19 protein-coding genes are annotated in these 20,853 nt (G+C 65.2%); 18 read left to right on the top strand and 1 reads right to left on the bottom strand.

The window, feature by feature from the left end; genetic code table 11:
* Nucleotides 1-70: 70 nt before the first annotated feature.
* The 18 genes from PQR42_RS37905 (at nt 71) to PQR42_RS37820 (ending at nt 19,852) form a co-directional block, all read left to right on the top strand.
* The gene (locus PQR42_RS37905; RefSeq protein WP_408390945.1) at nt 71-967 is read left to right on the top strand and encodes a VOC family protein; all 897 of its coding nucleotides are present in this window, start codon (nt 71-73) and stop codon (nt 965-967) included.
* 6 nt (nt 968-973) lie between these two features.
* Nucleotides 974-1,858: a CoA transferase subunit A gene (locus PQR42_RS37900; RefSeq protein ID WP_408390943.1), complete on the top strand. Its 885-nt coding sequence runs from the start codon at nt 974-976 to the stop codon at nt 1,856-1,858.
* Between the two features lie 10 nt (nt 1,859-1,868).
* A complete protein-coding gene (locus tag PQR42_RS37895; protein ID WP_408212947.1) occupies nt 1,869-2,666 on the top strand; it encodes a CoA-transferase subunit beta in 798 nt (265 codons plus the stop codon).
* Between the two features lie 8 nt (nt 2,667-2,674).
* Nucleotides 2,675-3,592 (top strand): enoyl-CoA hydratase, encoded by a 918-nt coding sequence (locus PQR42_RS37890; protein ID WP_408390941.1) that lies wholly within the window; start codon nt 2,675-2,677, stop codon nt 3,590-3,592.
* Nucleotides 3,589-4,671, top strand: a complete 1,083-nt coding sequence (locus PQR42_RS37885) for an NAD(P)H-dependent flavin oxidoreductase (RefSeq protein ID WP_408390939.1) — start codon at nt 3,589-3,591, stop codon at nt 4,669-4,671. Before PQR42_RS37890 ends, PQR42_RS37885 begins: the two co-directional genes overlap by 4 nt.
* A gap of 42 nt (nt 4,672-4,713) precedes the next feature.
* Nucleotides 4,714-5,523: an enoyl-CoA hydratase family protein gene (locus PQR42_RS37880; protein WP_408390937.1), complete on the top strand. Its 810-nt coding sequence runs from the start codon at nt 4,714-4,716 to the stop codon at nt 5,521-5,523.
* The gene (locus tag PQR42_RS37875) at nt 5,520-6,701 is read left to right on the top strand and encodes an acyl-CoA dehydrogenase family protein (protein ID WP_408390935.1); all 1,182 of its coding nucleotides are present in this window, start codon (nt 5,520-5,522) and stop codon (nt 6,699-6,701) included. The genes PQR42_RS37880 and PQR42_RS37875 overlap by 4 nt, the downstream gene beginning before the upstream one ends.
* Nucleotides 6,702-6,763: 62 nt before the next feature.
* Nucleotides 6,764-7,825, top strand: coding sequence for an acyl-CoA dehydrogenase family protein (locus tag PQR42_RS37870; protein ID WP_408390933.1), 1,062 nt, complete (start codon nt 6,764-6,766; stop codon nt 7,823-7,825).
* Nucleotides 7,825-8,976, top strand: a complete 1,152-nt coding sequence (locus tag PQR42_RS37865) for an acetyl-CoA C-acetyltransferase (RefSeq protein WP_408390931.1) — start codon at nt 7,825-7,827, stop codon at nt 8,974-8,976. The genes PQR42_RS37870 and PQR42_RS37865 overlap by 1 nt, the downstream gene beginning before the upstream one ends.
* A 27-nt stretch (nt 8,977-9,003) precedes the next feature.
* Entirely contained in the window at nt 9,004-9,879 is an 876-nt protein-coding gene (locus tag PQR42_RS37860; protein WP_408390929.1) for an SDR family oxidoreductase, read from the top strand.
* Between the two features lie 4 nt (nt 9,880-9,883).
* Entirely contained in the window at nt 9,884-11,116 is a 1,233-nt protein-coding gene (locus PQR42_RS37855; RefSeq protein WP_408390927.1) for an acyl-CoA dehydrogenase family protein, read from the top strand.
* Nucleotides 11,116-12,309: an acyl-CoA dehydrogenase family protein gene (locus tag PQR42_RS37850; protein WP_408390925.1), complete on the top strand. Its 1,194-nt coding sequence runs from the start codon at nt 11,116-11,118 to the stop codon at nt 12,307-12,309. Before PQR42_RS37855 ends, PQR42_RS37850 begins: the two co-directional genes overlap by 1 nt.
* Nucleotides 12,306-13,109, top strand: coding sequence for an SDR family oxidoreductase (locus tag PQR42_RS37845; protein WP_408390922.1), 804 nt, complete (start codon nt 12,306-12,308; stop codon nt 13,107-13,109). Before PQR42_RS37850 ends, PQR42_RS37845 begins: the two co-directional genes overlap by 4 nt.
* 20 nt (nt 13,110-13,129) lie before the next feature.
* A complete protein-coding gene (locus tag PQR42_RS37840) occupies nt 13,130-13,603 on the top strand; it encodes a MaoC family dehydratase (protein WP_408213119.1) in 474 nt (157 codons plus the stop codon).
* A 30-nt stretch (nt 13,604-13,633) separates the two neighbouring features.
* Nucleotides 13,634-14,839: an acetyl-CoA C-acyltransferase gene (locus PQR42_RS37835; protein ID WP_408390920.1), complete on the top strand. Its 1,206-nt coding sequence runs from the start codon at nt 13,634-13,636 to the stop codon at nt 14,837-14,839.
* 173 nt (nt 14,840-15,012) lie between these two features.
* Nucleotides 15,013-16,011, top strand: coding sequence for a WD40/YVTN/BNR-like repeat-containing protein (locus PQR42_RS37830; protein ID WP_408390917.1), 999 nt, complete (start codon nt 15,013-15,015; stop codon nt 16,009-16,011).
* A 110-nt stretch (nt 16,012-16,121) separates the two neighbouring features.
* A complete protein-coding gene (locus tag PQR42_RS37825) occupies nt 16,122-18,620 on the top strand; it encodes an efflux RND transporter permease subunit (RefSeq protein WP_408390915.1) in 2,499 nt (832 codons plus the stop codon).
* Nucleotides 18,621-18,775: 155 nt separating this feature from the next.
* Nucleotides 18,776-19,852, top strand: a complete 1,077-nt coding sequence (locus PQR42_RS37820) for a 3-ketosteroid-9-alpha-monooxygenase, oxygenase component (protein WP_408390913.1) — start codon at nt 18,776-18,778, stop codon at nt 19,850-19,852.
* Between the two features lie 59 nt (nt 19,853-19,911).
* On the opposite strand, the gene PQR42_RS37815 is transcribed toward PQR42_RS37820, so the two are convergent.
* The gene (locus PQR42_RS37815) at nt 19,912-20,742 is read right to left on the bottom strand and encodes a tyrosine-protein phosphatase (RefSeq protein WP_408390911.1); all 831 of its coding nucleotides are present in this window, start codon (nt 20,740-20,742) and stop codon (nt 19,912-19,914) included.
* Between the last annotated feature and the right edge of the window lie 111 nt (nt 20,743-20,853).

Below are 20,853 nucleotides of genomic sequence, written 5' to 3'. Positions count from 1 at the left end.
CAGACGATGTTGCGCGCGCTGCGCACCGCCAGAATAAGCCTGACAACAACAGCTTCTGGAGGAGTCGGAGATGATCGATGTGCGGGCTTTAGGCTACGTCGTCGTGCAGTCGGCCAACGTCGACGCATGGCGCGCTTACGCTGAAAACGTGCTGGGCATGCAGGCGCAGGATGCGACGAACGGCGCGCTGTATCTGAAGATGGACGAGCGCGATTTCCGCTACCTGATCGTGCCCGGCGAGGCCGACTGTTACTTCGCGTCGGGCTGGGAACTGGCCGACGCCGCCGCGTTCGATAACGCGATTCGCACGCTCGAATCGAACGGTGTGGAAGCGGTCCGTGCGAGCGCCGAGCAGGCTGCGCTGCGCCGCGTGCAAGCGATGGCGTGGTGCGTCGATCCTTCCGGCAACCGTCACGAGTTGTTCTGGGGCGTGCGCGCGGATTTCCGGCGCTTTGCTTCGCCGCTCGGCGTGCCCGGTTTCGTCACCGGCGCGATGGGCCTCGGTCATGCGGTGCTGCCCGCGCCGCACTTCGACGCCACCGATGCGTTCCTGCGCAACGTGCTGGGCTTCGAGCTTTCCGACATCTTCCGCGTCCGTTTTACCGACGACCCCGCCGAGCCCGCAAAGCGCATCCACTTCCTGCATTGCAAGAACGCCCGTCACCACAGTCTCGCGATCATGGATCTGGCGGTGCCATCGGGCTGCATTCACGTGATGGCCGAAGTCGACTCGATGGATGAAGTGGGCCGCGCGCTCGACCGTGTCACGGCGCAAGGCGTGAAGCTCTCCGCGACGCTCGGGCGCCACTGCAACGACCACATGGTCTCGTTCTACATGAAGACGCCGGGCGGCTTCGATATGGAATACGGCTACGGCGGGCTGACGGTCGACTGGGCGCGGCACAGCGTCTACGAAGCGACGCGCGTGAGCCTGTGGGGACATGACTTCAGCGTGGGATTTCGCTAGGCCGATATGAAAACACTCGACAAACAACTCAGTGCGCGCGACGTGGTCGCGCAACTCGCCGACGGCATGACGATCGGCATCGGCGGCTGGGGTCCGCGCCGCAAGCCGATGGCGCTGGTGCGCGAAATCGTCCGCTCGGATCTGAAGGATCTCACGGTGGTCGCGTACGGTGGCCCGGATGTCGGCCTGCTGTGCGCGGCGGGCAAGGTCCGCAAGGTGGTGTTCGGCTTCGTCTCGCTCGACGTGATTCCGCTCGAGCCGCATTTTCGCCGGGCGCGCGAAGCCGGCGCGCTCGACGTATGGGAACTCGACGAGGGCATGTTGCAACTCGGCTTGCGTGCCGCAGCCGCGCGCTTGCCGTTTCTGCCCACGCGTGTCGGCCTCGGCACCGATCTGCTCAAGCACGCGCCACATTTGCGCACGGTCGAGTCGCCTTACGGCGGCGAGACGCTGCTCGCGATGCCCGCCATCGAACTCGACGCCGCGCTGCTGCACGTGAACGCGGCGGACCGGATGGGCAACACGCGCATCGACGGTCCCGATCCGTTCTTCGATGCCTGGTTCGCGCGTGCGGCGGCGAAGTGTTTCGTCAGCAGCGAGACGATTGTCGACTCGCTCGCCAGCAGCGACCTCGATCTCGCGCGCCGCAATACCTTCGAACGCTCGCTCGTGACCGGCGTGGTCCATGCGCCGTGCGGCGCGCATCCGACATCGTGCGCGCCGGCTTATGGCTGGGATCTGCCGCACCTGAAGGCGTATTGCGCGAGCGCCGAGGGCGAGGCGCAAACATCGGCTTATCTGCACGACATGGTAGGCACCGACGAAGCCGGCTACCTGCAACGCGCAGGCGGCCGGTCCCATGTGGCGGCGTTGCCGTTGCCGATTCTGTAATGGAGCGCAGATGAGCGACTCTCTCGATTATTCTCTCGCCGAACTCATGATCACCGCCGCGGCGCGCGTCTGGCGCGACGACGGCGAAGTGCTGGCGACCGGCATCGGCACCGGTCCGCGCCTCGCCGCGGGTCTCGCACGCCTTGCCTATAACGCCGGTTTGATGCTCACCGACGGCGAGGCCTATCTGGTCGAAAGCCCGGTGCCGCTCGGGCCGCGCGAAGCGGGCTACCGCGTCGAGGCGTCGGGCCTGATGACCTACGAGCGCGTGTTCGATTGCGTCTGGCACGGCAAACGCCACGCGCTGGTGATGCCGACGCAGATAGACCGTTTCGGCCAGGCCAACATTTCGTGGCTCGGCGATGACTACGCAAAGCCGAAGACACAACTGCTCGGCGCGCGCGGCTTTCCGGGCAACAGCATCAATCACGCGAATTCGTTTTTCGTGAGCGGCCATGGCAAGCGGACGTTCGTGGCCGACGAAGTGGATATGGTGTGCAGCGTGGGCTACAACCCGGCCCGCGAGATTCCAGGCATGCGCGCTTTCACGGATCTGCGCAGCATCGTCACCGATCTGTGCGTGATGGACTTCGGCGGCCCGGATCATGCGGTACGGGTGCGCTCGCTGCATCCGGGCGTGAGTTTCGATGAAGTGCAGGACGCCACCGGTTTTGCTCTGTTCGCGCATCCGGAGATACAAGTCACGCCGCCGCCGACAGAAGACGATCTGCGCATCGTACGCGCGCTCGATCCGCACAATCTGCGCGCGAGCGTCGTGCGCAACAACCCGGCGCCGCGCCGCGTGTGAGGGACGTCATGTCGAATCAAGCATCCACGGCCGGAATGGAAGCCGATGAGCGGGTCGTCGAGTATCGCGTGCGCGACGGCATCGCGACCATCACGATGAACCGCCCCGAGTATCACAACGCGCAGAACTCGAAAATGACTTACGCGCTCGACGCGGCGTTCAAACGCGCATCGAACGACGACGCCGTGAAGGTCATCGTACTGGGCGGCGCGGGCAAGCACTTCTCGGCGGGTCACGACATCGGCACGCCGGGCCGCGACATCGATCAATCGTTCGAGCGGGCCTCGCTCTGGTACGACCATGTCGGCAAGGAAGGCGGCGAGTTTCTCTACGCCCGCGAGCAGGAGGTCTATCTCGGCATGTGTCGCCGCTGGCGCGATCTGCCAAAGCCGACCATTGCGATGGTGCAGGGCGCTTGCGTGGCCGGTGGTTTGATGCTGGCGTGGGTGTGCGATCTGATCGTCGCTGCGGACGACGCGTTCTTCTCCGATCCGGTCGTGCGAATGGGGATTCCCGGCGTCGAATATTTCGCGCATGCGTACGAGTTGAATCCGCGCATCGCCAAGGAGTTTCTGTTTCTCGGCGAACGCATGGATGCCGCGCGCGCCTATCAGATGGGCATGGTGAACCGTGTCGTGCCGCGCGAGCGCTTGCAGGACACCGTCACGGAGATCGCCGCGAAGATCGCGCGCATGCCGAGGCTCGGCTTGACGCTGACCAAGCAGGCCGTGAATCACGTCGAAGAACTGCAAGGCAAGCGCGCGGCGATGGACGCGGCATTCGCATGGCATCACTTCGCCCACGCGCACAACGAATTGATCAGCGGCGACCGGCTCGGCGGTTACGATGCCCGCAAGATGGCCGACTCGCAACGCGCAACGCCCGCCAACGCCGGCAACGCCGCGGCAACAGGAGAGGCTGCATGAGCGCGGCCCTGCATACGCCGCTGTGCGATCTGCTCGGTTGCCGCTACCCGATCGTGCAGACGGCGATGGGTTGGGTCGCCGATGCCCGCCTGGTGGCGGCCACCTGCAATGCGGGCGGTTTCGGTTTTCTCGCCGGCGCGACGCTCGAAGCCGGCCGCGTGGAAGCGGAGATTCTGCGCGTGAAGGAACTGACGGACCGGCCCTTTGGCATCAACTTCCATATGTTCCAGCCGAACGCGGCGCAGGTCGTCGATCTGGCGATTCGTCACAAGCTGCGCGCCGTGAGTTACGGGCGCGGTCCCGACGCGAAGACCATCCGCCGTTTCAAGGACGCGGGCGTGATGTGCATTCCGACCGTAGGCGCGCCGAAGCATGCGCAGAAAGCCGTCGAACTCGGCGCCGATGCGGTCACGGTGCAGGGCGCGGAAGGCGGCGGCCACACCGGCTCGATGCCGACCACATTGCTATTGCCGCGCGTGCTGGATGCGGTGAACGTGCCGGTGATCGCCGCAGGCGGCTTCTTCGACGGACGCGGCCTTGCCGCCGCGCTCGGCTATGGCGCGGCGGGCATCGCAATGGGCACGCGCTTTCTGATGACCGAAGAGTCGCCCGTGCCGCGCGCGACGCTCGAACGCTACGTCGCGGTCGACGACCCGTCGCATATCCGCGTCTCGGCCGCGCTCGACGGCTTGCCGCAACGCATGATCGACAACCCGTATCTATTGCGACTCGAAGCCTTCGGTCCGTTGCGCCGCACGCTCTTCGCTTTAAAGACCGCTGAAGCGTGGCGCCGCCAGAGCGGCATGAGTCTCACGCAGATGGCGTCGCTCGGTCTCAAGGCCTTGCGCGATCACAACTACACCGCGAGCCAGACGCTAATGGCGGCCAACGCGCCGTTTCTGATCCAGCGCGCGATCGTCGACGGTGCGCCGGACGAAGGCGTCTTGCCGAGCGGCCAGGTGGCCGCCGTGATCGGCGCGCTCGAACCGTGCGAGAGCCTGATTGCGCGCATCGTCGGCGAAGCGGTGGCGCGGCTCGATGCACTGGCCGCGATGCGCGGTATCCCGGTTCACGCGTGAGCCGATGAAGCACATCCACAACATTCATCAGGGACGACAGACATGACACAAGCCCTCGACAGCGTCCGCTCGCTGCCGTTCAGGATCGAACGCGAAGGCGGCATCGGCGAGTTGGTGATCGATCAGCCGCCGGTCAATGCACTCGATGCGCACGGCTGGCAAGCGCTCGCCGACGCGATCGAGGCGCTCGGCCGCGACGACAGCGTGCACGTGATCGTGCTGCGCGCCGCGGGGCGCGGTTTTTGTGCGGGCGTCGACATCAAGGAATTGGCCGCGCATCCGGAGCGGATCGTCGCGGTCAACGCCGGCAACTACGCGACCTTTCGCGCCGTGCACCGCAATCCGAAGCCGGTGATCGTCGCCGTGCACGGTTTCGTGCTGGGCGGTGGGATCGGCATCTGCGGCGCGGCGGACGTGATCGTCGCGGCGGAATGCGCGCGTTTCGGCGTACCCGAGATCGACCGGGGTGCGATGGGCGGCGGCGCGCATTTGCACCGCATGTTCGGCGTGCAGAAAGTGCGCGCGATGTATTTCACCGGCGACATGGTCGACGCCGCCGAGGCCTATCGTCTCGGCGCGGTCGAACGCGTGGTGCCACGCGAGCAGTTGCGTGACGCGGCGTTGGAACTGGCCCACAAGATCGCTGCCAAAAGCCCGGCCATGTTGCAACTCGCCAAGGAAGCGCTGAACGGCGTGGAAGACGGCGACCTCGAAGACAAATATCGCTGGGAGCAGGGCTTCACGCTGCAGGCGTATTTGACGAACGACTCGGCCGAAGCGCGCTCGGCGTTCGTCGAGAAACGCGATGCGCAGTTCGACGCCGCGCAACGCCAGGCCGGAGCGCGCGCATGAAGCTCGACTACACACCCGCGCAGCGCGCGTTTCGCGCGGAGATTCGCGGCTGGCTGGCCGAGCACGTGCCGCGCGAAACGCTGCCGAGTTTCGATACCGCCGAGGGTTTCGCCGCGCATCGCGCGTGGGAGCGCACGCTGCATTCGGGCCGCTGGAGCATGGTGACGTGGCCGCGCGAGCTAGGCGGACGCGGTTGCGATCTGATCGAGTGGCTGATCTTCGAAGAAGAATACTGGCGCGCCGATGCGCCGATGCGAGTGAACCAGAACGGCATCTTCCTGCTCGGCCCGACCTTGATGGACTTCGGCACCGAAGAGCAGAAGGCGCGTTTTCTGCCCGCGATGGCGGCCGGCGAACATGTGTGGGCGCAAGGCTGGTCCGAGCCGAACGCGGGCTCGGATATGGCCGCGATCCGCGCGAGCGCGATTCGCAGCGACGGCGGCACGGGCGGCGAGTACATCCTCAACGGCCAGAAGATCTGGTCGACGCGCGCCGTCTGGGCCGACTGGCTGTTCGGTCTTTTTCGCAGCGATCCGCAATCCACGCGTCATCACGGCCTGACCTTCCTGATGGTGCCGCTCGACACGCCCAGCATCACCGTGCGGCCGATCCGTCAGTTGAACGGCCACACCGGTTTCGCGGAGATTTTCTTCGACGACGTGCGTGTGCCGCTCGACCACCGTCTCGCCGGCGAAGGCATGGGCTGGCAGGTCGCGATGGCGACGGCCGGTTTCGAGCGCGGCCTGATGCTGCGCTCGCCGGCACGCTTTCAACGCACGGCCGAGGCGCTGCGCGATCTCTATCTGGCCCATCGCGCCGAAGCCGATCGCGACCCGGCCTTGCGCGAGCGCGTGATCGACGCATGGATGGATGCGCAGGCCTACGCGCTCTCGACCTACGCGAGCGCCAGCCGCTTGCAGAAGGGCGGCCATATCGGCGCGGAGTCGAGCACCAACAAGGTGTTCTGGTCCGAACTCGATCTGCGCATGCATCAGACCGCACTCGATATTCTCGGCGCGCGCGGCGAGGTGGTGCCGCGCACGCGCGAGCAACACGCCGCGCTCGGCAACTGGCTCGACGGCTTTCTGTTCGCGCAGGCCGGGCCGATCTATGCGGGCACTAACGAGATCCAGCGCAACATCGTCGCGGAACGGATGCTGGGCATGCCGCGCTCGTGATGCGGTTGTTACACGCCGCAGCGAGCCTGCGTGCAGACGCTTAAACGATTGAGCGAGGAACTATGGATTTCGTATTCAACGAGGATCAGGAAGCGCTGGTGAGTAGCGTCAGGCGTTTCCTCATGACGGAGATGACGCCCGAGCTGATCCGCGAGTTGTGGAGCACGCCGACGGGCCGCTCGGACAGCATCTGGAAACTGTTCGCCGCGCAAGGACTGACGGCGCTCTCGGTGCCGGAAAGTCACGACGGCATGGGTCTGGGCGAAGTGGAGTGGGCGCTGCTCGCGCAGACCTATGGATATTTCGCCGCGCCCGAGCCGTTGCTCGATACCGCGCTGGTGGCCGTGGGCATGCTCGAAGCGTTGCCGGCGAGCGAGCGCCGTGACGCGCTGTTGCGCGATATCGCGGCGGGGTCGGCGCGTGTGGCGATCGCGCATCCGGTGAACCCGTATGTCAGCGACGCGCATGTCGCGCAGGTGTTGCTTGCTGAGCGCGACGGCGAACTGCACTGGCTCACGCCGCACACGTGCCACCTGAATGCGGTGGAGAGCGTCGATCCGTCGCGGCGTCTGTTCGAAGTCGATTGGCACGCTTCGGCGGACACGCGTGTGGCATCTCGCGAGCGAGCGGCGCCGCTTCTGGACGGCGCGCTGGATCGTGGCGCGTTCGCCGTCGCCGCACAACTGCTCGGCCTGACTCAACGCGTGCTGGACATGGCGATCGATTACAGCGCGCAGCGCAAGCAGTTCGGCAAGCCGATCGGCTCGTATCAGGCGCTCAAGCATCTGCTCGCCGACGTCGCAATCCGTTATGAGTTCGCGCGGCCGGTGGTGTATCGCGCGGCGCGGGCCATCGCCGATAACGATCCACAGCGCGCGCTGTACGTCTCTCACGCGAAGCTCGCCGCCACCGCAGCAGCGCAGCTCGCCGCACGCCACGCGATGCAGGTGCACGGCGCGATCGGCTATACGTGGGAACTGGATCTGCAGATTTTCATGAAGCGCATCTGGGCGCTCGCAAGCAGTTGGGGCGACACGACGTTTCACAAGGCCCGCGTCGCCGCCGCGCTGATCGATGCGCGTGTGCCGATCGGCCCGGCCCATACTTTCGAACTGGAATCCTGATGAAACAGGCTTATATCGTGGACGCGTTGCGTACGCCGACCGGACGCCGCAAAGGCGGACTCGCGCAGGTGCACGCGGCGGACCTGGGCGGCTTCGTCCTGAAGGAACTGGTCGCGCGCAACGCGATTCCCGCCGATGAATACGACGACGTGGTGTTCGGCTGCGTCGATACGATCGGCCCGCTGGCGGGCAATATCGCCCGCACCTGCTGGCTCGCCGCAGGCTTGCCGCTGACGGTGCCGGGCGTAACCGTGGACCGTCAGTGCGGTTCATCGCAACAGGCTGTGCATTTCGCCGCCCAGGCAGTGATGAGCGGCACCCAGGACGTGGTGGTTGCCGGTGGCGTACAGACCATGACGCAGATTCCGATTTCGTCGGCGATGACGGCGGCTGTGCCGCTCGGCTTTACGGATCCGTTCTCGGGCAGCATCGGCTGGCGCGCGCGTTTCGGCGATGCGCCGGTATCGCAGTTTCATGCGGCGCAGCGGATCGCGGATCACTGGAACCTGTCGCGTGAAGCCATGGAGCAGTACGCGCTCGAAAGTCACCGGCGCGCGTTGGCTGCGATCGAGAGCGGCTATTTTGCGCGCGAGATCGTGCCGTTCGCGGGCGTTGTCCATGATGAAACGCCGCGCAAGGACACCACGCTCGCGAAGATGGCGTCGCTCGAACCGTTGATGCCGGGCGGCGCGCTGACGGCCGCCGTATCCAGCCAGACCTGCGATGCGGCAGCGGCCTTGCTGATCGTCTCCGAAGACGCGCTCAAACGCTACGGTCTCACGCCGCGTGCGCGCATCCATCACCTGAGCGTGCTCGGCGACGATCCGCTGTGGATGCTCACCGCGCCGATTCCCGCGACCCGTCACGCGTTGCGCAAGGCCGGCCTGACGCTGGACGACATCGACGCCGTCGAACTCAACGAGGCGTTCGCGTCGGTCGCGTTGGCGTGGCTCGCCGAAACGCGCTATCCGCACGAGCGCACCAACCCGAACGGCGGCGCGATCGCGCTGGGTCATCCGCTCGGCGCCACCGGCGCGCGGCTGATGACCAGCCTGCTGCACGAACTCGAACGCACGCGAGGCCGTTACGGCTTGCAAACGATGTGCGAAGGCGGCGGCCTCGCCAACGTCACGATCATCGAGCGCCTGTAAGCGCAACACTGTCTACGAGGATCAAGCATGGGAATCTGCAATGACCGCACCGTGATCATCACCGGCGCGGGAGGTGGACTGGGCCGCGAATACGCGTTGGCGTTCGCCGCCGAAGGCGCGGCCGTGGTGGTCAACGATATTCGCCGCGACGCCGCGCAAGCGGTGTGCGACGAGATCGCGCGAGCGGGCGGACGCGCGCTCGCCAACGCGGACGACATTACGCGCATGGATACCGCGCAACGTATCGTCGACGCCGCGCATGAGGCGTTCGGGGCCATTCACGTGCTGGTGAACAACGCGGGCATCTGCCGCGACCGGATGTTCGCCAGCCTGACCGAGGACGATTGGGACGACGTGATGCGCGTGCATCTGCGTGGTCACTTCTGTCTCGCGCAACTGCTCGCGCGCGAATGGCGCGACGCGTCCAAGGCGGGCGCCGCCGTGGACGCCCGAATCGTCAACACGAGCTCCGGCGCCGGTCTGCAAGGCTCGATTGGCCAGGCGAATTATGGCGCGGCGAAGGCGGCCATCGCGGCGCTCACGTTGATGCAGGCCGCGGAGTTGCAACGCTACGGCATTCGCGTGAATGCGCTGGCGCCCGCCGCGCGCACGTCGATGACTGAGGGCGTGTTCGCCGACATGATGAAAAAACCCGCCGACGGATTCGACTACTTCGACCCCGCCAATGTCGCGCCGCTCGTGGTGTGGCTCGGCAGCGAGCAGTCACGCGATGTCACCGGGCAGGTGTTCGAGGCCGCCGGCGGCATGATCGCGGTCGCCGAAGGCTGGCGCACGGGGCCGCGAATCGATCAGGGCGCACGTTGGGATGTCGCCGGGATCGGCGGCGCGGTCGCGGCGCTTGTCGCACAGCGCGAACCGGCGCAACGGGTCTACGGAAGCTGACGCGATGAATCTCGCTCTTTCCGAAGAACAGATCATGATCCGCGACGCGGCGGCCGGGGTGCTGGCCGAGCGCAGCGCGTCGGCGGCGGTGCGGCATGCGATCGAACAGTGCGCGGGCCATGACGATGCGTTGTGGCGCACGCTCGCGGGCGAACTGGGCTGGTGTGCGCTCACGGTGCCGGAAGCGTCGGGCGGCGCGGGTCTCGGTGCGACCGAGCTGGTGCTGATGATGGAACAGATGGGCCGGCGGCTGGCCTGCGTGCCTTACTTCGGCACCGTCTGTCTGGCGGCGACGGCACTCGCGCAGTGCGATACCGAAGCGGCGCGCGAGCGGCTTGCGCGAATCGCTTGCGGCGAATCGTGCGCGACGCTTGCGCTGCCGCTTTCCGCGGGCTTCGATTTCGGCGACGCACGGAGCGCGTTGCCATACGCCGAAGAAACCGCTGGTGGCTACCGTCTGTCGGGCACTTTGGAGCAGGTGGTCGACGGCGCGAGCGCCGATCTGCTGCTGGTGCCGGCACGCATCGCGAATGAAGCACAGACGGTCGCGCTGTTCGAGTTGCGGGGCGCGGACATCGCGGGCCTGACGCGCACGCCGTTGGTCACGCTCGATGCAACGCATCCGTTAGCGCGGCTCGATCTGCGTGCCGTCGAAGTGCCGCGCTCGGCCCTGCTCGCACGTGGCAGGCACGCTGAACGCGCGCTTTCGCGGACCGCCTGGTTCGCGGCACTATCGCTCGCGGCCGAACAGGTGGGCGGCGCGCAGCAATGCCTGGACCTCACGCTCGCCTACACGGCGGAACGCGTGCAATTCGGCCGCGCGATCGCCTCGTTCCAGGCCGTTAAACACCGCTGCGCGCAAATGATGGTCGAGATCGAAGCGAGCCGCTCGGTGGTGCTCGGCGCGGCGCAGGCGTGGGATCGAGCGGCTGCCGCTTCGGTTGAGCACGACGACACGCTCGCCGACATCGCCGCCGCAAAAGCCGCCGCCAACGACGCTTTCCGTTTCTGCGCGCAGGAAGCGATTCAACTGCACGGCGGCGTGGGCTTTACCTGGGAATACGACCCGCAACTGTATTTCAAGCGGGCGCAGGCAGCGGGCGCGATGTTCGGTACGACCTCGCAGATGCTTTCGTTTATCGCGCAACACGTGATGGATCGCGGCGAGCGCGCTTCGAACGCGGCGGTGCGTGCGCACGCCGATCACGCGCAAAACGTGCTCGCAGGAGTCCTTTGATGAGCAGCGAAATGCAATACCAGCGCTTACGTGTCGAAGTCGCTGACTGGATGCGCACGCATTTGGGCGGCGAGTTTGCCTGTCTGAAGTACCGGGGCGGTCCCGGCGACGAAGAAGCCTACCCGGCACTGCGCAAGCAATGGGAGCGCGAGTTGGCAACGGGCAAGTGGACGGGCTTGGGCTGGGCAGCCAGCGAAGGTGGCCGCGCGTTCACGGTGGCCGAGCAGGTGATCTTCCACGAGGAATATGCGCGCGCCGGCGGTCCGGGCCGAATGGGTCATATCGGCGAAGGCTTACTCGGACCCACCTTGATCGCCTGCGGCACCGAAGATCAGCGTAAGCGCTTCCTGCCCGGCATTCTGAACGGCACGCAGTTCTGGTGTCAGGGTTACTCGGAACCGGGCGCAGGCTCCGACCTCGCGAACATCCGCACGCGCGCCGTCCGTGATGACCAGGGAAACTGGCGTGTGTACGGCCAGAAGGTGTGGACATCGCTGGCGCACGACTCCGACTGGATCTTCGTTGTCGCGCGAACCGATCCGGAGTCGCGCGGCAATCGCGGACTCTCGTTCCTGCTTATGCCGCTCGATCAACCGGGCATCGAGATTCGTCCGATCCGGCAGATGAACGGCAGCGCCGAATTCAATGAAGTGTTTTTCGACGGCGCACTCGCCGCCGCCGACGACCTCGTCGGTGCGCCCGGCGACGGCTGGCGCATCGCGATGACCCTGCTCGGTTTCGAACGGGGCATGTCCACGCTCGGCCAGCAGATGCAGTTCATCCGCGAACTGGAATGGGTGATCGACGCCGCTCGCGAAGCGGGCGTGGCGCACGACGCGGTGATTCGGCAACGCATTGCCCGGGCGTGGGCCGGATTGCGTGTGATGCGCTACAACGCGCTGCGCATGCTGGCCGGCGGCGGCGAATCGTCCGGCGGCGCATTGGGCCGTGAAGCGCTGATCTACAAGTACTACTGGTCGAACTGGCACCGCGAGCTGGGCCAACTGGCGATGGACGTACTTGGACCCAACGCCAACCTGATCGCCGCCGACGACGAAAAGCGCACCCGTCTGCAAGGCGTTTTCCTGTTCTCGCGTGCCGACACGATCTACGCGGGCAGCAACGAAATCCAGCTCAACATCATGGCCGAGCGCGGGCTCGGCATGCCGAAGGAACCCAGAGGAACGCTATGAACGAGTCTCAAACGGTGCGCAGTGCGCCGGCGTATGTGCCGGGCCATCGGTTGCTGGCGGGCAAGTCCGTGCTGATCACCGCCGCTGCCGGCGTGGGGATCGGCTTTGCCGCCGCGAAGCGGTGCGCGGAAGAAGGCTGCCGCGCGCTCTTTATCTCCGACATCCACGAGAGACGGCTTGGGCAGGCGGTCGAAACCTTGCGTGCCGAGACCGGCTTGCAGGCGATCCACGGGCGTCTGAGCAACGTTTCCGTCGAAGACGACGTGCGCGCGTTAGTGGCCGACGCCGAGGAGAAACTGCAAGGCGTCGATGTGCTGATCAACAACGCCGGATTGGGCGGCGCGCGCCGCATCGTCGAAATGGACGATGCGGAATGGTCGCGGGTGATCGACATTAGCCTCACGGGCACTTTCCGCATGACGCGGGCGATGTTGCCGCACATGCAGCAGCGCGGGCACGGCGTGATCGTCAACAACGCGTCGGTGCTCGGCTGGCGGGCGCAGGCCGAACAGGCGCACTACGCCGCGGCGAAAGCCGGCGTGATGGCGCTCACGCGCTGCGCCGCGCTGGAAGCCGCGCCGTACGGCGTACGCATCAACGCCGTGGCGCCGAGTATCGCGCTGCACGATTTTCTGAAGAAGTCGGCTTCGGCCGATCTGCTCGATCAACTGGCGTCGCGTGAAGCATTCGGACGCGCCGCCGAAGTGTGGGAGGTGGCGAACGTGATGGTCTTCCTGGCGAGCGACTACGCGTCGTATATGACCGGCGAAGTGCTGTCGGTCAGCAGTCAGCATGCGTGATGGAGCGTGACGTGGCTGAAATGAATGCCTTGGGGCGTGGAGCACGTGTTTTTGCGCATCCGCAGGAGTTGATCTCGGCTGCCGGCGAACAACTCGGTGCAAGCGCATGGCTGCAGGTCGATCAAACCCGCATCGACCAGTTCGCCGACGCGACGCTGGATCATCAATGGGTCCATGTCGACGCCGAACGCGCAAAGGACGGTCCATTCGGTGCGTGCATCGCGCACGGCTTCCTCACGCTCTCGCTGGTCAATTTCTTTTTGCCGCAGATCGTTTGCATCGACGGCGCGCGGCTCGGCGTCAATTACGGCTGCGACAGAATCCGTTTTCCCGCGCCGGTGCCGGTGGGCGCGCGCCTTCGCGGCGTCGGTGAGTTATTGCGCGCCGAAGCGTTCGAAGGCGGCGTGCAAGCGTGGATTCGCGTGAGCGTCGAAATCGAGGGTGAGTCCAAGCCGGGTTGCGTGGCCGACACGATCAGCCGTTACTACCTGTAGAAAGCATTAAACCCGTAGAGGAAATAGCTCATGAACGAAGCGGTCATCGTGTCGGTTGCACGCACACCGATCGGCAAAGCGTATCGCGGCGTGTTCAACGATACCGAAGCGCCCGCGTTAGGCGGCCACGTGGTGCGGGCAGCGATGGAGCGCGCACAGCTCGACGGCGCCGAGATCGACGACGTGCTGATGGGCTGCGCCGCGCAGCAGGGCACCCAGGGCTACAACATCGGCCGGCTCTCGGCCGCGGCGGCGCGGTTGCCCGCTTCGGTGCCGGGCATGGCGATGGACCGCATGTGCTCATCGGGCCTGATGACGATCGCGACCGCGGCGCAGAACATCCTGTGCGGCGACGCGCGGATCGTGATCGCGGGCGGCGTCGAATCGATCACGCTCACGCAGAACAAACACAAGAACGCCTATCGGGCCCGCTCGAACGCCGTGCTGGCGAATCAGCCCGCCGCGTACATGGCGATGATCGAAACGGCGGAGATCGTGTCGCGCCGTTACCGGATTGCGCGCGCGGCCCAGGATGAGTACGCGTTGACGAGTCAGCAGCGCACGGCGGCGGCCCAGGCGGCGGGCCGTTTCGACGAAGAAATCGTGCCGCTGGACGTGCAGCGCGCGCTGTTCGACAAGGAAGGCAGGCAGACGGGCAGTGAAAACGTACGCGCCACGCGCGACGAATGCAATCGCGCCGACACCACGGCGGAGAGCCTCGCTGCACTGAAGCCGGTGTGGAGCGGCGGCGAAGCGGTCGCACAGGGCGAGTTCATCACGGCCGGCAACGCGTCGCAATTGTCCGACGGCGCGGCAGCCGTGGTGATGATGAGCGCGGCGCAAGCGCAGCGGCGCGGCCTCGTGCCGCTCGGCATCTACCGTGGGCTGGCGGTGGCCGGCTGCGAGGCCGACGAAATGGGCATTGGCCCGGCGCTCGCGGTGCCGAAGCTGTTGGCGCGACATCGGCTGACGGTGAACGACATCGGCCTCTGGGAAATGAACGAGGCGTTCGCCTGCCAGGTGATCTACTGCCGCGATCAATTGGGCATTCCTTCCGGGCGGCTGAATGTGAATGGCGGCGCGATCGCAGTCGGCCATCCGTTCGGCATGTCGGGCACACGCATGACCATGCACGGTCTGCTCGAAGCGCGGCGGCGCGGGGTGCGCTACGTGGTCGTGACCATGTGCATCGGCGGCGGCATGGGTGCCGCGGCACTCTTCGAAACAGCGGCATAGATCGCGCTCGGAGCTTTGCATGGGACCAGAGTAAGGCGCTAAAGCGCCAACTCTGGTCGACCGCGACTGCATGGGACCAGAGTAAGGCGCTAAAGCGCCAACTCTGGTCGACCGCGGCTGCATGGGACCAGAGTAAGGCGCTAAAGCGCCAACTCTGGTCGACAGGAGACAACATGAAATCGACACTACCTGGTTTGCTGCTCTCGGCGGCCGTGCTGGGCGCGGCGTTGTTCGCGTTCTCGCCGCGGCCCGTGCCGGCGTTCGCGGCCACGGCCATCGAAGCCAATCATCTGCAGATCAATGGGCTTGCCAAAGCCGGGACGGGACTCGTCGCGGTGGGCGAACGCGGCGTGATCCTGCTGAGCGGCGACGCGGGCGCGTCGTGGCGGCAAGCCGCCGTGATGCCTGATGAGGCGTCGGCGCTCACGCAGGTGTTTTTCATCTCGCCACGCATCGGCATCGCGGTTGGCCACGACGGCTGGATCGTGCGCACCGTCGACGGCGGCGCGCACTGGAACGAGGTGCGCTTCGATCGCAAACATTCGGATCCGCTGCTGTCGGTGTGGGGCAACGCGGACGGCCTCGTGTTCGTCACCGGCAGTTTCGGCCAACTGTTCGTGTCCCATGATGCCGGCATGACCTGGACCCAGCAGAAGACACCCGCCGACGACCGTCACCTGAACGCGGTTGCCGGTGACGCCAGCGGCTGTCTGATGATCGCCGGCGAAACCGGCACGCTGCTGCGCTCCACCGATTACGGTGCGACCTGGGAGAAACGTCCCGTGCCGTATCAAGGCTCGCTGTTCGGCGTGCTGAAGCTGGCCGACGGCACCTGGCTCGCGTACGGCATGCGCGGCAACGTGCTGCGCAGCACCGATCAGGGCGACACGTGGACGCATGTGGACAGCCGTGTCGGCACCTCATACTTCGGCGCGGTGCAACTGGCCGACGGCGAACTGGTGCTGGTCGGGCAGGGCGGCGCGATCGTCACCTCGCGCGACGGCGGTCTGACCTATACGGTGCGCAAGGTCGGCGGCGTGCAGAGTCTCGCCGCAGTGGTCGATGCCGGACATGGTGAACTGGCGTTAGGCGGTGAGGCGGGCGTCGCACTATTGCCGGTGTCGGCGCCGCCGCGAGCCGTTCAGGCCGCAAACGGCGCGCCGTCTTCCTGACCCTGCGGCTTGAATCACCTCTCATCGTTCGCCGATCTTTTGCCGCGCGTTCGCTGGCCGTTCGTTAGCCGCGTTCGCGGGCTTCCCGTAGTCCTGCCGCGAGACGCATCATGAACGCTCCGTCCCATCCTTCTTCGTCCCGCTCGTCGTCGCGTTTGTCACGCTTCGTCGAACGTTGTGCCGACGCCATCATGCGTCACCGGCGCATCCTGCTCGTGCTCTGTCTCGCGCTGACCGTCGCGTTGGGCTGTTCCGCGACGCGTTTGCGGCTCGACCCCGGGTTCAACAAGATGATCCCGATGCAGCATCCGTACATGCAGGTGTTCAATCGCTACGCGAGCGCTTTTCCCGGTGCGAACACGATACTCGTGAGCCTGCGCTGGAAGGGCCACGGCGACATCTACAACCAGGCGTTCATGGATGACCTGCGCGACGCTACCGACGACGTGTTCTTCATCCCCGGCGTGAATCGCTCGCGCGTGTTCTCGCTGTTCACGCCGAATGTGCGCTACACCGAAGTGACCGAAGCCGGTTTTCGCGGCGACGTGGTCGTGCCCGGCCAGTTCAGCAGCGTGAATCCCGCCGATCTCGCCACCGTGCGCCGCAACGTCGCGCGTTCCGGGCAAATCGGCCGGCTGGTCGGCAACGATCTGCATTCCGCGCTGATCCGCGCGGAGTTGCGCGAGACCGATCCGGCGACCGGCAAGCATCTGGACTACAGCGCGGTGGCGCGGCAACTCGACGAGATTCGCGCGCGTTACTCGAAGCAGGATGTCGAGGTCGACATCATCGGCTTTGCGAAGCTTGTCGGCGATGTGGAGGCGGGCATTAGCGGCGTGATCGGTTTCTTCGCGCTGGCGTTTCTGATCACCGCTGCGTTGCTGCTGCTCTACACGCGCTCCGCGAAAACCACGGCACTCGCGCTCTTCGTTGCGTTGCTGCCGGTGGTGTGGCTGCTCGGCGCGCTGCCGATTCTCGGGCTCGGTATCGATCCGATGTCGATACTCGTGCCGTTCCTGATCTTCTCGATCGGCGTGTCACACGCCGTGCAGATGACGAACGCGTGGAAGCAGGCGCTGGTGGCGGGCATGCCGCCCGTCGACGCCGCGCGCGACGCGTTCCGCAAACTGTTCGTGCCGGGCACCGTGGCCTTGCTGACGAATGCGCTGGGCTTCATGGTGATCATGCGCATCCAGATCGAGATCGTGCGCGAGCTGGGCGTCACGGCATGCCTTGGCGTGCTGCTGATGATCGTCACCAACAAGGTGTTTCTGCCGATTCTGCTGTCGTATACGCGGCTCGAAACGGCCACGCTGGCGCGCGCGCAGCGCCGCGCGGCGGCGGGCGGCAGCCGGCTGTGGACGCGTTTCGCGGTGTTTGCGCGGCCCGTGCCGGCGCTCGGCGTATTCATCGTCGCGCTGGTGTTGCTCGCCTTCGGCGCGAAGGCGTCGCGTGATCTGCAGATCGGCGATATCGGTTCCGGCGCGCCCGAGCTGCGCGCCACTTCGCGCTACAACCTCGACAACGCGCGAATCACGAGCGAGTACAACATCGGCGTCGACGCACTCTCGGTGATCGTCGAGACCACGGGTTTCGACGACGCCTGTTTGCACTATCCGGTGATGAGCGCGATCGAGCGCTTCGAAATGCAGATGCGCGGCGTGGCGGGTGTGCAATCGGTGGTGAGCGTGCCTTCGCTCGCAAAGATTTCGATTGCCGCGTTCAACGAAGGCAATCCGCGCTGGGGCGCGCTGCCACGTTCCAGCGAAGGTCTCACGCAAGGCGCCAACGCCTTCGATCCCGACAACGGCATGAACACCGAAAACTGCCTGGTCATCCAGGTCTTGATCTACACGACGAATCACGAGGGCAGGACCATTGCGCATATCGTCGATGAGATCAAACGCCTGGCCGCGCAGGATCACACGCCGAACGTGGCGTTCCGGCTCGCGGGCGGCAACGTCGGCGTGATGGCGGCGACCAACGAGGCGGTCGGCGATGCCGAAGTGGCCATGCTGCTGTCGATCTTCGGCGCGATCGCGCTGCTGTGCGTCGTGACGTTCCGTTCGTGGCGCGCGGTGTTGTGCATCGTCGTGCCGCTGACGGTGGTGTCGATTCTGTGCAATGCGGTGATGGCGTGGCTCGGCATCGGTCTGAAGGTGGCGACCTTGCCTGTGATTACGCTTGGCGTCGGCGTCGGGGTCGATTACGGCATCTATCTGTACGAACGCTTGCAGCACGAACTGCGCGGCGGCGCGAGCCTGCCCGACGCATTCGCGGCCGCCATGCGTCAGCGCGGCACGGCGGCCTTGTTCACGGCGGTGACGATGTTCATCGGCGTGGGAACGTGGGCGTTTTCCGCGCTGAAGTTCCAGGTGGATATGGGCGTGTTGCTCGCCTTCATGTTCCTCGTGAACCTCTTCGGTGCGGTATTTCTGCTGCCGGCGCTCGCGGCGTGGCTCGGTGTCGAACGCGTGGAACGGCGTGCTGGCGGCGTGAGCGCCGCGCCGCCTGCTGTCGTGCCGGCGGCCGCGGCGCTGCACGGCGCTGCCATGTCCACAAAAACCGCGCAGCCGGCCACGCTGGAACACGGTAATTCGGCGCGTTAGGACTAGCTGCGATACCTAGTCCGTCGAGACGATGAACGAAGCGTGGGCGGCGTCTATCGTCAGGTGTGAGCGCGCAAATTCGCGCGCTTTTCCAACCATACCTATGACGGCGGCGGCCTGGCAGCGCCGCCCTTTTTCATCGGAGGAGAGAAGAGATGTCCGCACGTCCCTACAAAATTGAAGCGCAGCCGCTCGTGCAGCGCTATGCGCGCGGCTGGCATTGCCTCGGTCTCGCAAGCGAATACAAGGACGGCCAGCCGCACACGCTGAATATCTTCGGCCAGCGTCTCGCCGCCTTCATGGACTCGCATGGTCGCGTCAATGTGGTCGACGGCTTTTGCCCGCATATGGGCGCCGATCTGAGCACCGGCCGCGTCGACGGCGACACGCTGGTCTGTCCGTTTCACGGCTGGCAATGGGGCGGCGATGGCAATTGCCAGTCGATTCCCTATTGCAAGAGGATTCCACCGAAGGCAAAGATCGGCACCTGGCAGACGTGCGAGCAGAACCAGTTGCTGTTCATCTGGCACGACCCTGAAGGCAACCCGCCGGGCGAGGAAGTAGCGATTCCGCGAATCGACGCCTGCTTCTCCGACGAGTGGTCGGACTGGGTGATCGACCGCATGGTGATTGGCGCGAATTGCCGCGAACTGGTCGACAACATCTCCGACATGGCGCACTTCGCGACCGTGCATGGCGCGCCGATCGATTACTTCGCGAATCTGTTCGAGGGACACAAGGCGACGCAACTGCTGGTCGGCCGCAGCGAGCGTCTCGGCGATGATGAACTGATCGCGCTGTCCACGTACTTCGGGCCCGCGTATCACATCACGGAGATGACCGGGAAGAGCGGAGGCCATCCAATTCATTCGATCCTGCTGAACTGTCACGTGCCGATCGACATGCACAGCTTCGAGTTGCGTTACGGCGTGATGGTGAAGAAGGTGCCGGGCTTGTCGGAGGAACAGAACATGGAGATTGCGCGCGCGTATTCGAAGCAGGCGCAGGCCGCGTTCTACGAGGACGTCGCGATCTGGGACACCAAGACGCGGATCGACAATCCTCTGCTGTGCGAATGCGATGGCCCGTTGTATCAGATGCGCGACTGGTATTCGCAGTTCTATCTCGACGCCGCGGACGTGCGTCCGTCGAGCACCGCGAGGAAGGTGGTGGAGATCAAGGTGCGCGAGAGCGGGAAGCCGCCGCCGTTACGGCATGTATTCGAAGGCTGAGCGATGTTTCGAGGGCGGTGCGTGCACCGCCCTTGTTTTTTATGGCGTGGCCAGATGATTCACGATGGCTGTTCAGGCGCGCCGAGATAGTTCGCGCGGATCTTTCCGACGTTGACGTGCAGGATATCGACGAGGTAATGCTGCATGCCGCCGTATTGCTGATCGATGACTTGCATGGCCGCGCCGATGTAGTCCGGATCGACGGCGAGCAACGGTGCCAATACGTCGGGCGCGACGCCGATCTTTTGCAATTGTGCGGTGGCTTGCGCGTTGGCGGCGGCGTTGTAGTGGTTCGATTCCAGATAGTTGGCGATGGTGGTGGCGCGGTCGACGCCAAGCGCGGACAGCAGCAGGACGGTGGCGAATCCGGTGCGGTCTTTACCTGCGGTGCAGTGGTAGAGGATGGTGCGGTTGTCTTCGGCGAGCTTCAGGAAGCGGGTGAATTGGGGTTGGTATTTTTCTGGGAATTGGCGGTAGAGGGAGATCATGAAGGTGCGCATCTGCGCGGGTGTTGATTGTTTCAACATCGGGATGATGGATTCTGGTGCGAGGTTGCCGGCTAGTACCGGGTCGGCTTGCCAGGGGAATTGGGCTGCGAAAGCCTGTTCTGCTGGTTTCTTTTCGCTCGCTGAGCGGAAGTCGATTATTACGTCCAGGTGCATGGCTTTCAGATTGGCGATGTCTGCTGCACTGGCGGAGGAGGGGTTGCCGCTGCGGTATAAGCGGTTTGGGGTTATGCGACGGTTGTCGAAGGTTTTTATTCCGCCCAGGTCGCGGGTGTTTTGGACTTTTTCTAGTGGGATGTAGTGGTCTGTTGTCCAGAGGGTTTGTGCGTTTGATGAGATTGATGATGCTATTAGTAGTGTGGTTAGGGTTATCGATTTCAGCATTTTTTTTGCCTTGTTTGAAGGTTGTTTGAAGGTTGTTTGATTGGTTGCGGCCGGTGGGGTGTTGGCCTTTCCTTGAATTCATGGTGGTCTATTGGCGTTGCCCCTGTGCGG

This window comes from Paraburkholderia sediminicola (assembly GCF_046027355.1).
Classification (GTDB): Bacteria; Pseudomonadota; Gammaproteobacteria; order Burkholderiales; family Burkholderiaceae; genus Paraburkholderia; species Paraburkholderia sediminicola_B.
Note: the sequence above shows the minus strand (reverse complement) of the source record. Positions and strands in the feature narration are given on the sequence as shown.

What these genes read in the sequence shown, in the direction of transcription:
- PQR42_RS37880 (WP_408390937.1), top strand. Translation starts at nt 4,714, where the DNA reads ATGACACAAGCCCTCGACAGCGTCCGCTCGCTGCCGTTCAGGATCGAA.
- PQR42_RS37900 (WP_408390943.1), top strand. Translation starts at nt 974, where the DNA reads ATGAAAACACTCGACAAACAACTCAGTGCGCGCGACGTGGTCGCGCAA.
- PQR42_RS37870 (WP_408390933.1), top strand. Translation starts at nt 6,764, where the DNA reads ATGGATTTCGTATTCAACGAGGATCAGGAAGCGCTGGTGAGTAGCGTC.
- PQR42_RS37845 (WP_408390922.1), top strand. Translation starts at nt 12,306, where the DNA reads ATGAACGAGTCTCAAACGGTGCGCAGTGCGCCGGCGTATGTGCCGGGC.
- PQR42_RS37875 (WP_408390935.1), top strand. Translation starts at nt 5,520, where the DNA reads ATGAAGCTCGACTACACACCCGCGCAGCGCGCGTTTCGCGCGGAGATT.
- PQR42_RS37820 (WP_408390913.1), top strand. Translation starts at nt 18,776, where the DNA reads ATGTCCGCACGTCCCTACAAAATTGAAGCGCAGCCGCTCGTGCAGCGC.
- PQR42_RS37840 (WP_408213119.1), top strand. Translation starts at nt 13,130, where the DNA reads ATGAATGCCTTGGGGCGTGGAGCACGTGTTTTTGCGCATCCGCAGGAG.
- PQR42_RS37855 (WP_408390927.1), top strand. Translation starts at nt 9,884, where the DNA reads ATGAATCTCGCTCTTTCCGAAGAACAGATCATGATCCGCGACGCGGCG.
- PQR42_RS37860 (WP_408390929.1), top strand. Translation starts at nt 9,004, where the DNA reads ATGGGAATCTGCAATGACCGCACCGTGATCATCACCGGCGCGGGAGGT.
- PQR42_RS37865 (WP_408390931.1), top strand. Translation starts at nt 7,825, where the DNA reads ATGAAACAGGCTTATATCGTGGACGCGTTGCGTACGCCGACCGGACGC.
- PQR42_RS37885 (WP_408390939.1), top strand. Translation starts at nt 3,589, where the DNA reads ATGAGCGCGGCCCTGCATACGCCGCTGTGCGATCTGCTCGGTTGCCGC.
- PQR42_RS37895 (WP_408212947.1), top strand. Translation starts at nt 1,869, where the DNA reads ATGAGCGACTCTCTCGATTATTCTCTCGCCGAACTCATGATCACCGCC.
- PQR42_RS37825 (WP_408390915.1), top strand. Translation starts at nt 16,122, where the DNA reads ATGAACGCTCCGTCCCATCCTTCTTCGTCCCGCTCGTCGTCGCGTTTG.
- PQR42_RS37830 (WP_408390917.1), top strand. Translation starts at nt 15,013, where the DNA reads ATGAAATCGACACTACCTGGTTTGCTGCTCTCGGCGGCCGTGCTGGGC.
- PQR42_RS37905 (WP_408390945.1), top strand. Translation starts at nt 71, where the DNA reads ATGATCGATGTGCGGGCTTTAGGCTACGTCGTCGTGCAGTCGGCCAAC.
- PQR42_RS37890 (WP_408390941.1), top strand. Translation starts at nt 2,675, where the DNA reads ATGTCGAATCAAGCATCCACGGCCGGAATGGAAGCCGATGAGCGGGTC.
- PQR42_RS37835 (WP_408390920.1), top strand. Translation starts at nt 13,634, where the DNA reads ATGAACGAAGCGGTCATCGTGTCGGTTGCACGCACACCGATCGGCAAA.
- PQR42_RS37850 (WP_408390925.1), top strand. Translation starts at nt 11,116, where the DNA reads ATGAGCAGCGAAATGCAATACCAGCGCTTACGTGTCGAAGTCGCTGAC.
- PQR42_RS37815 (WP_408390911.1), bottom strand. Translation starts at nt 20,742, where the DNA reads ATGCTGAAATCGATAACCCTAACCACACTACTAATAGCATCATCAATC.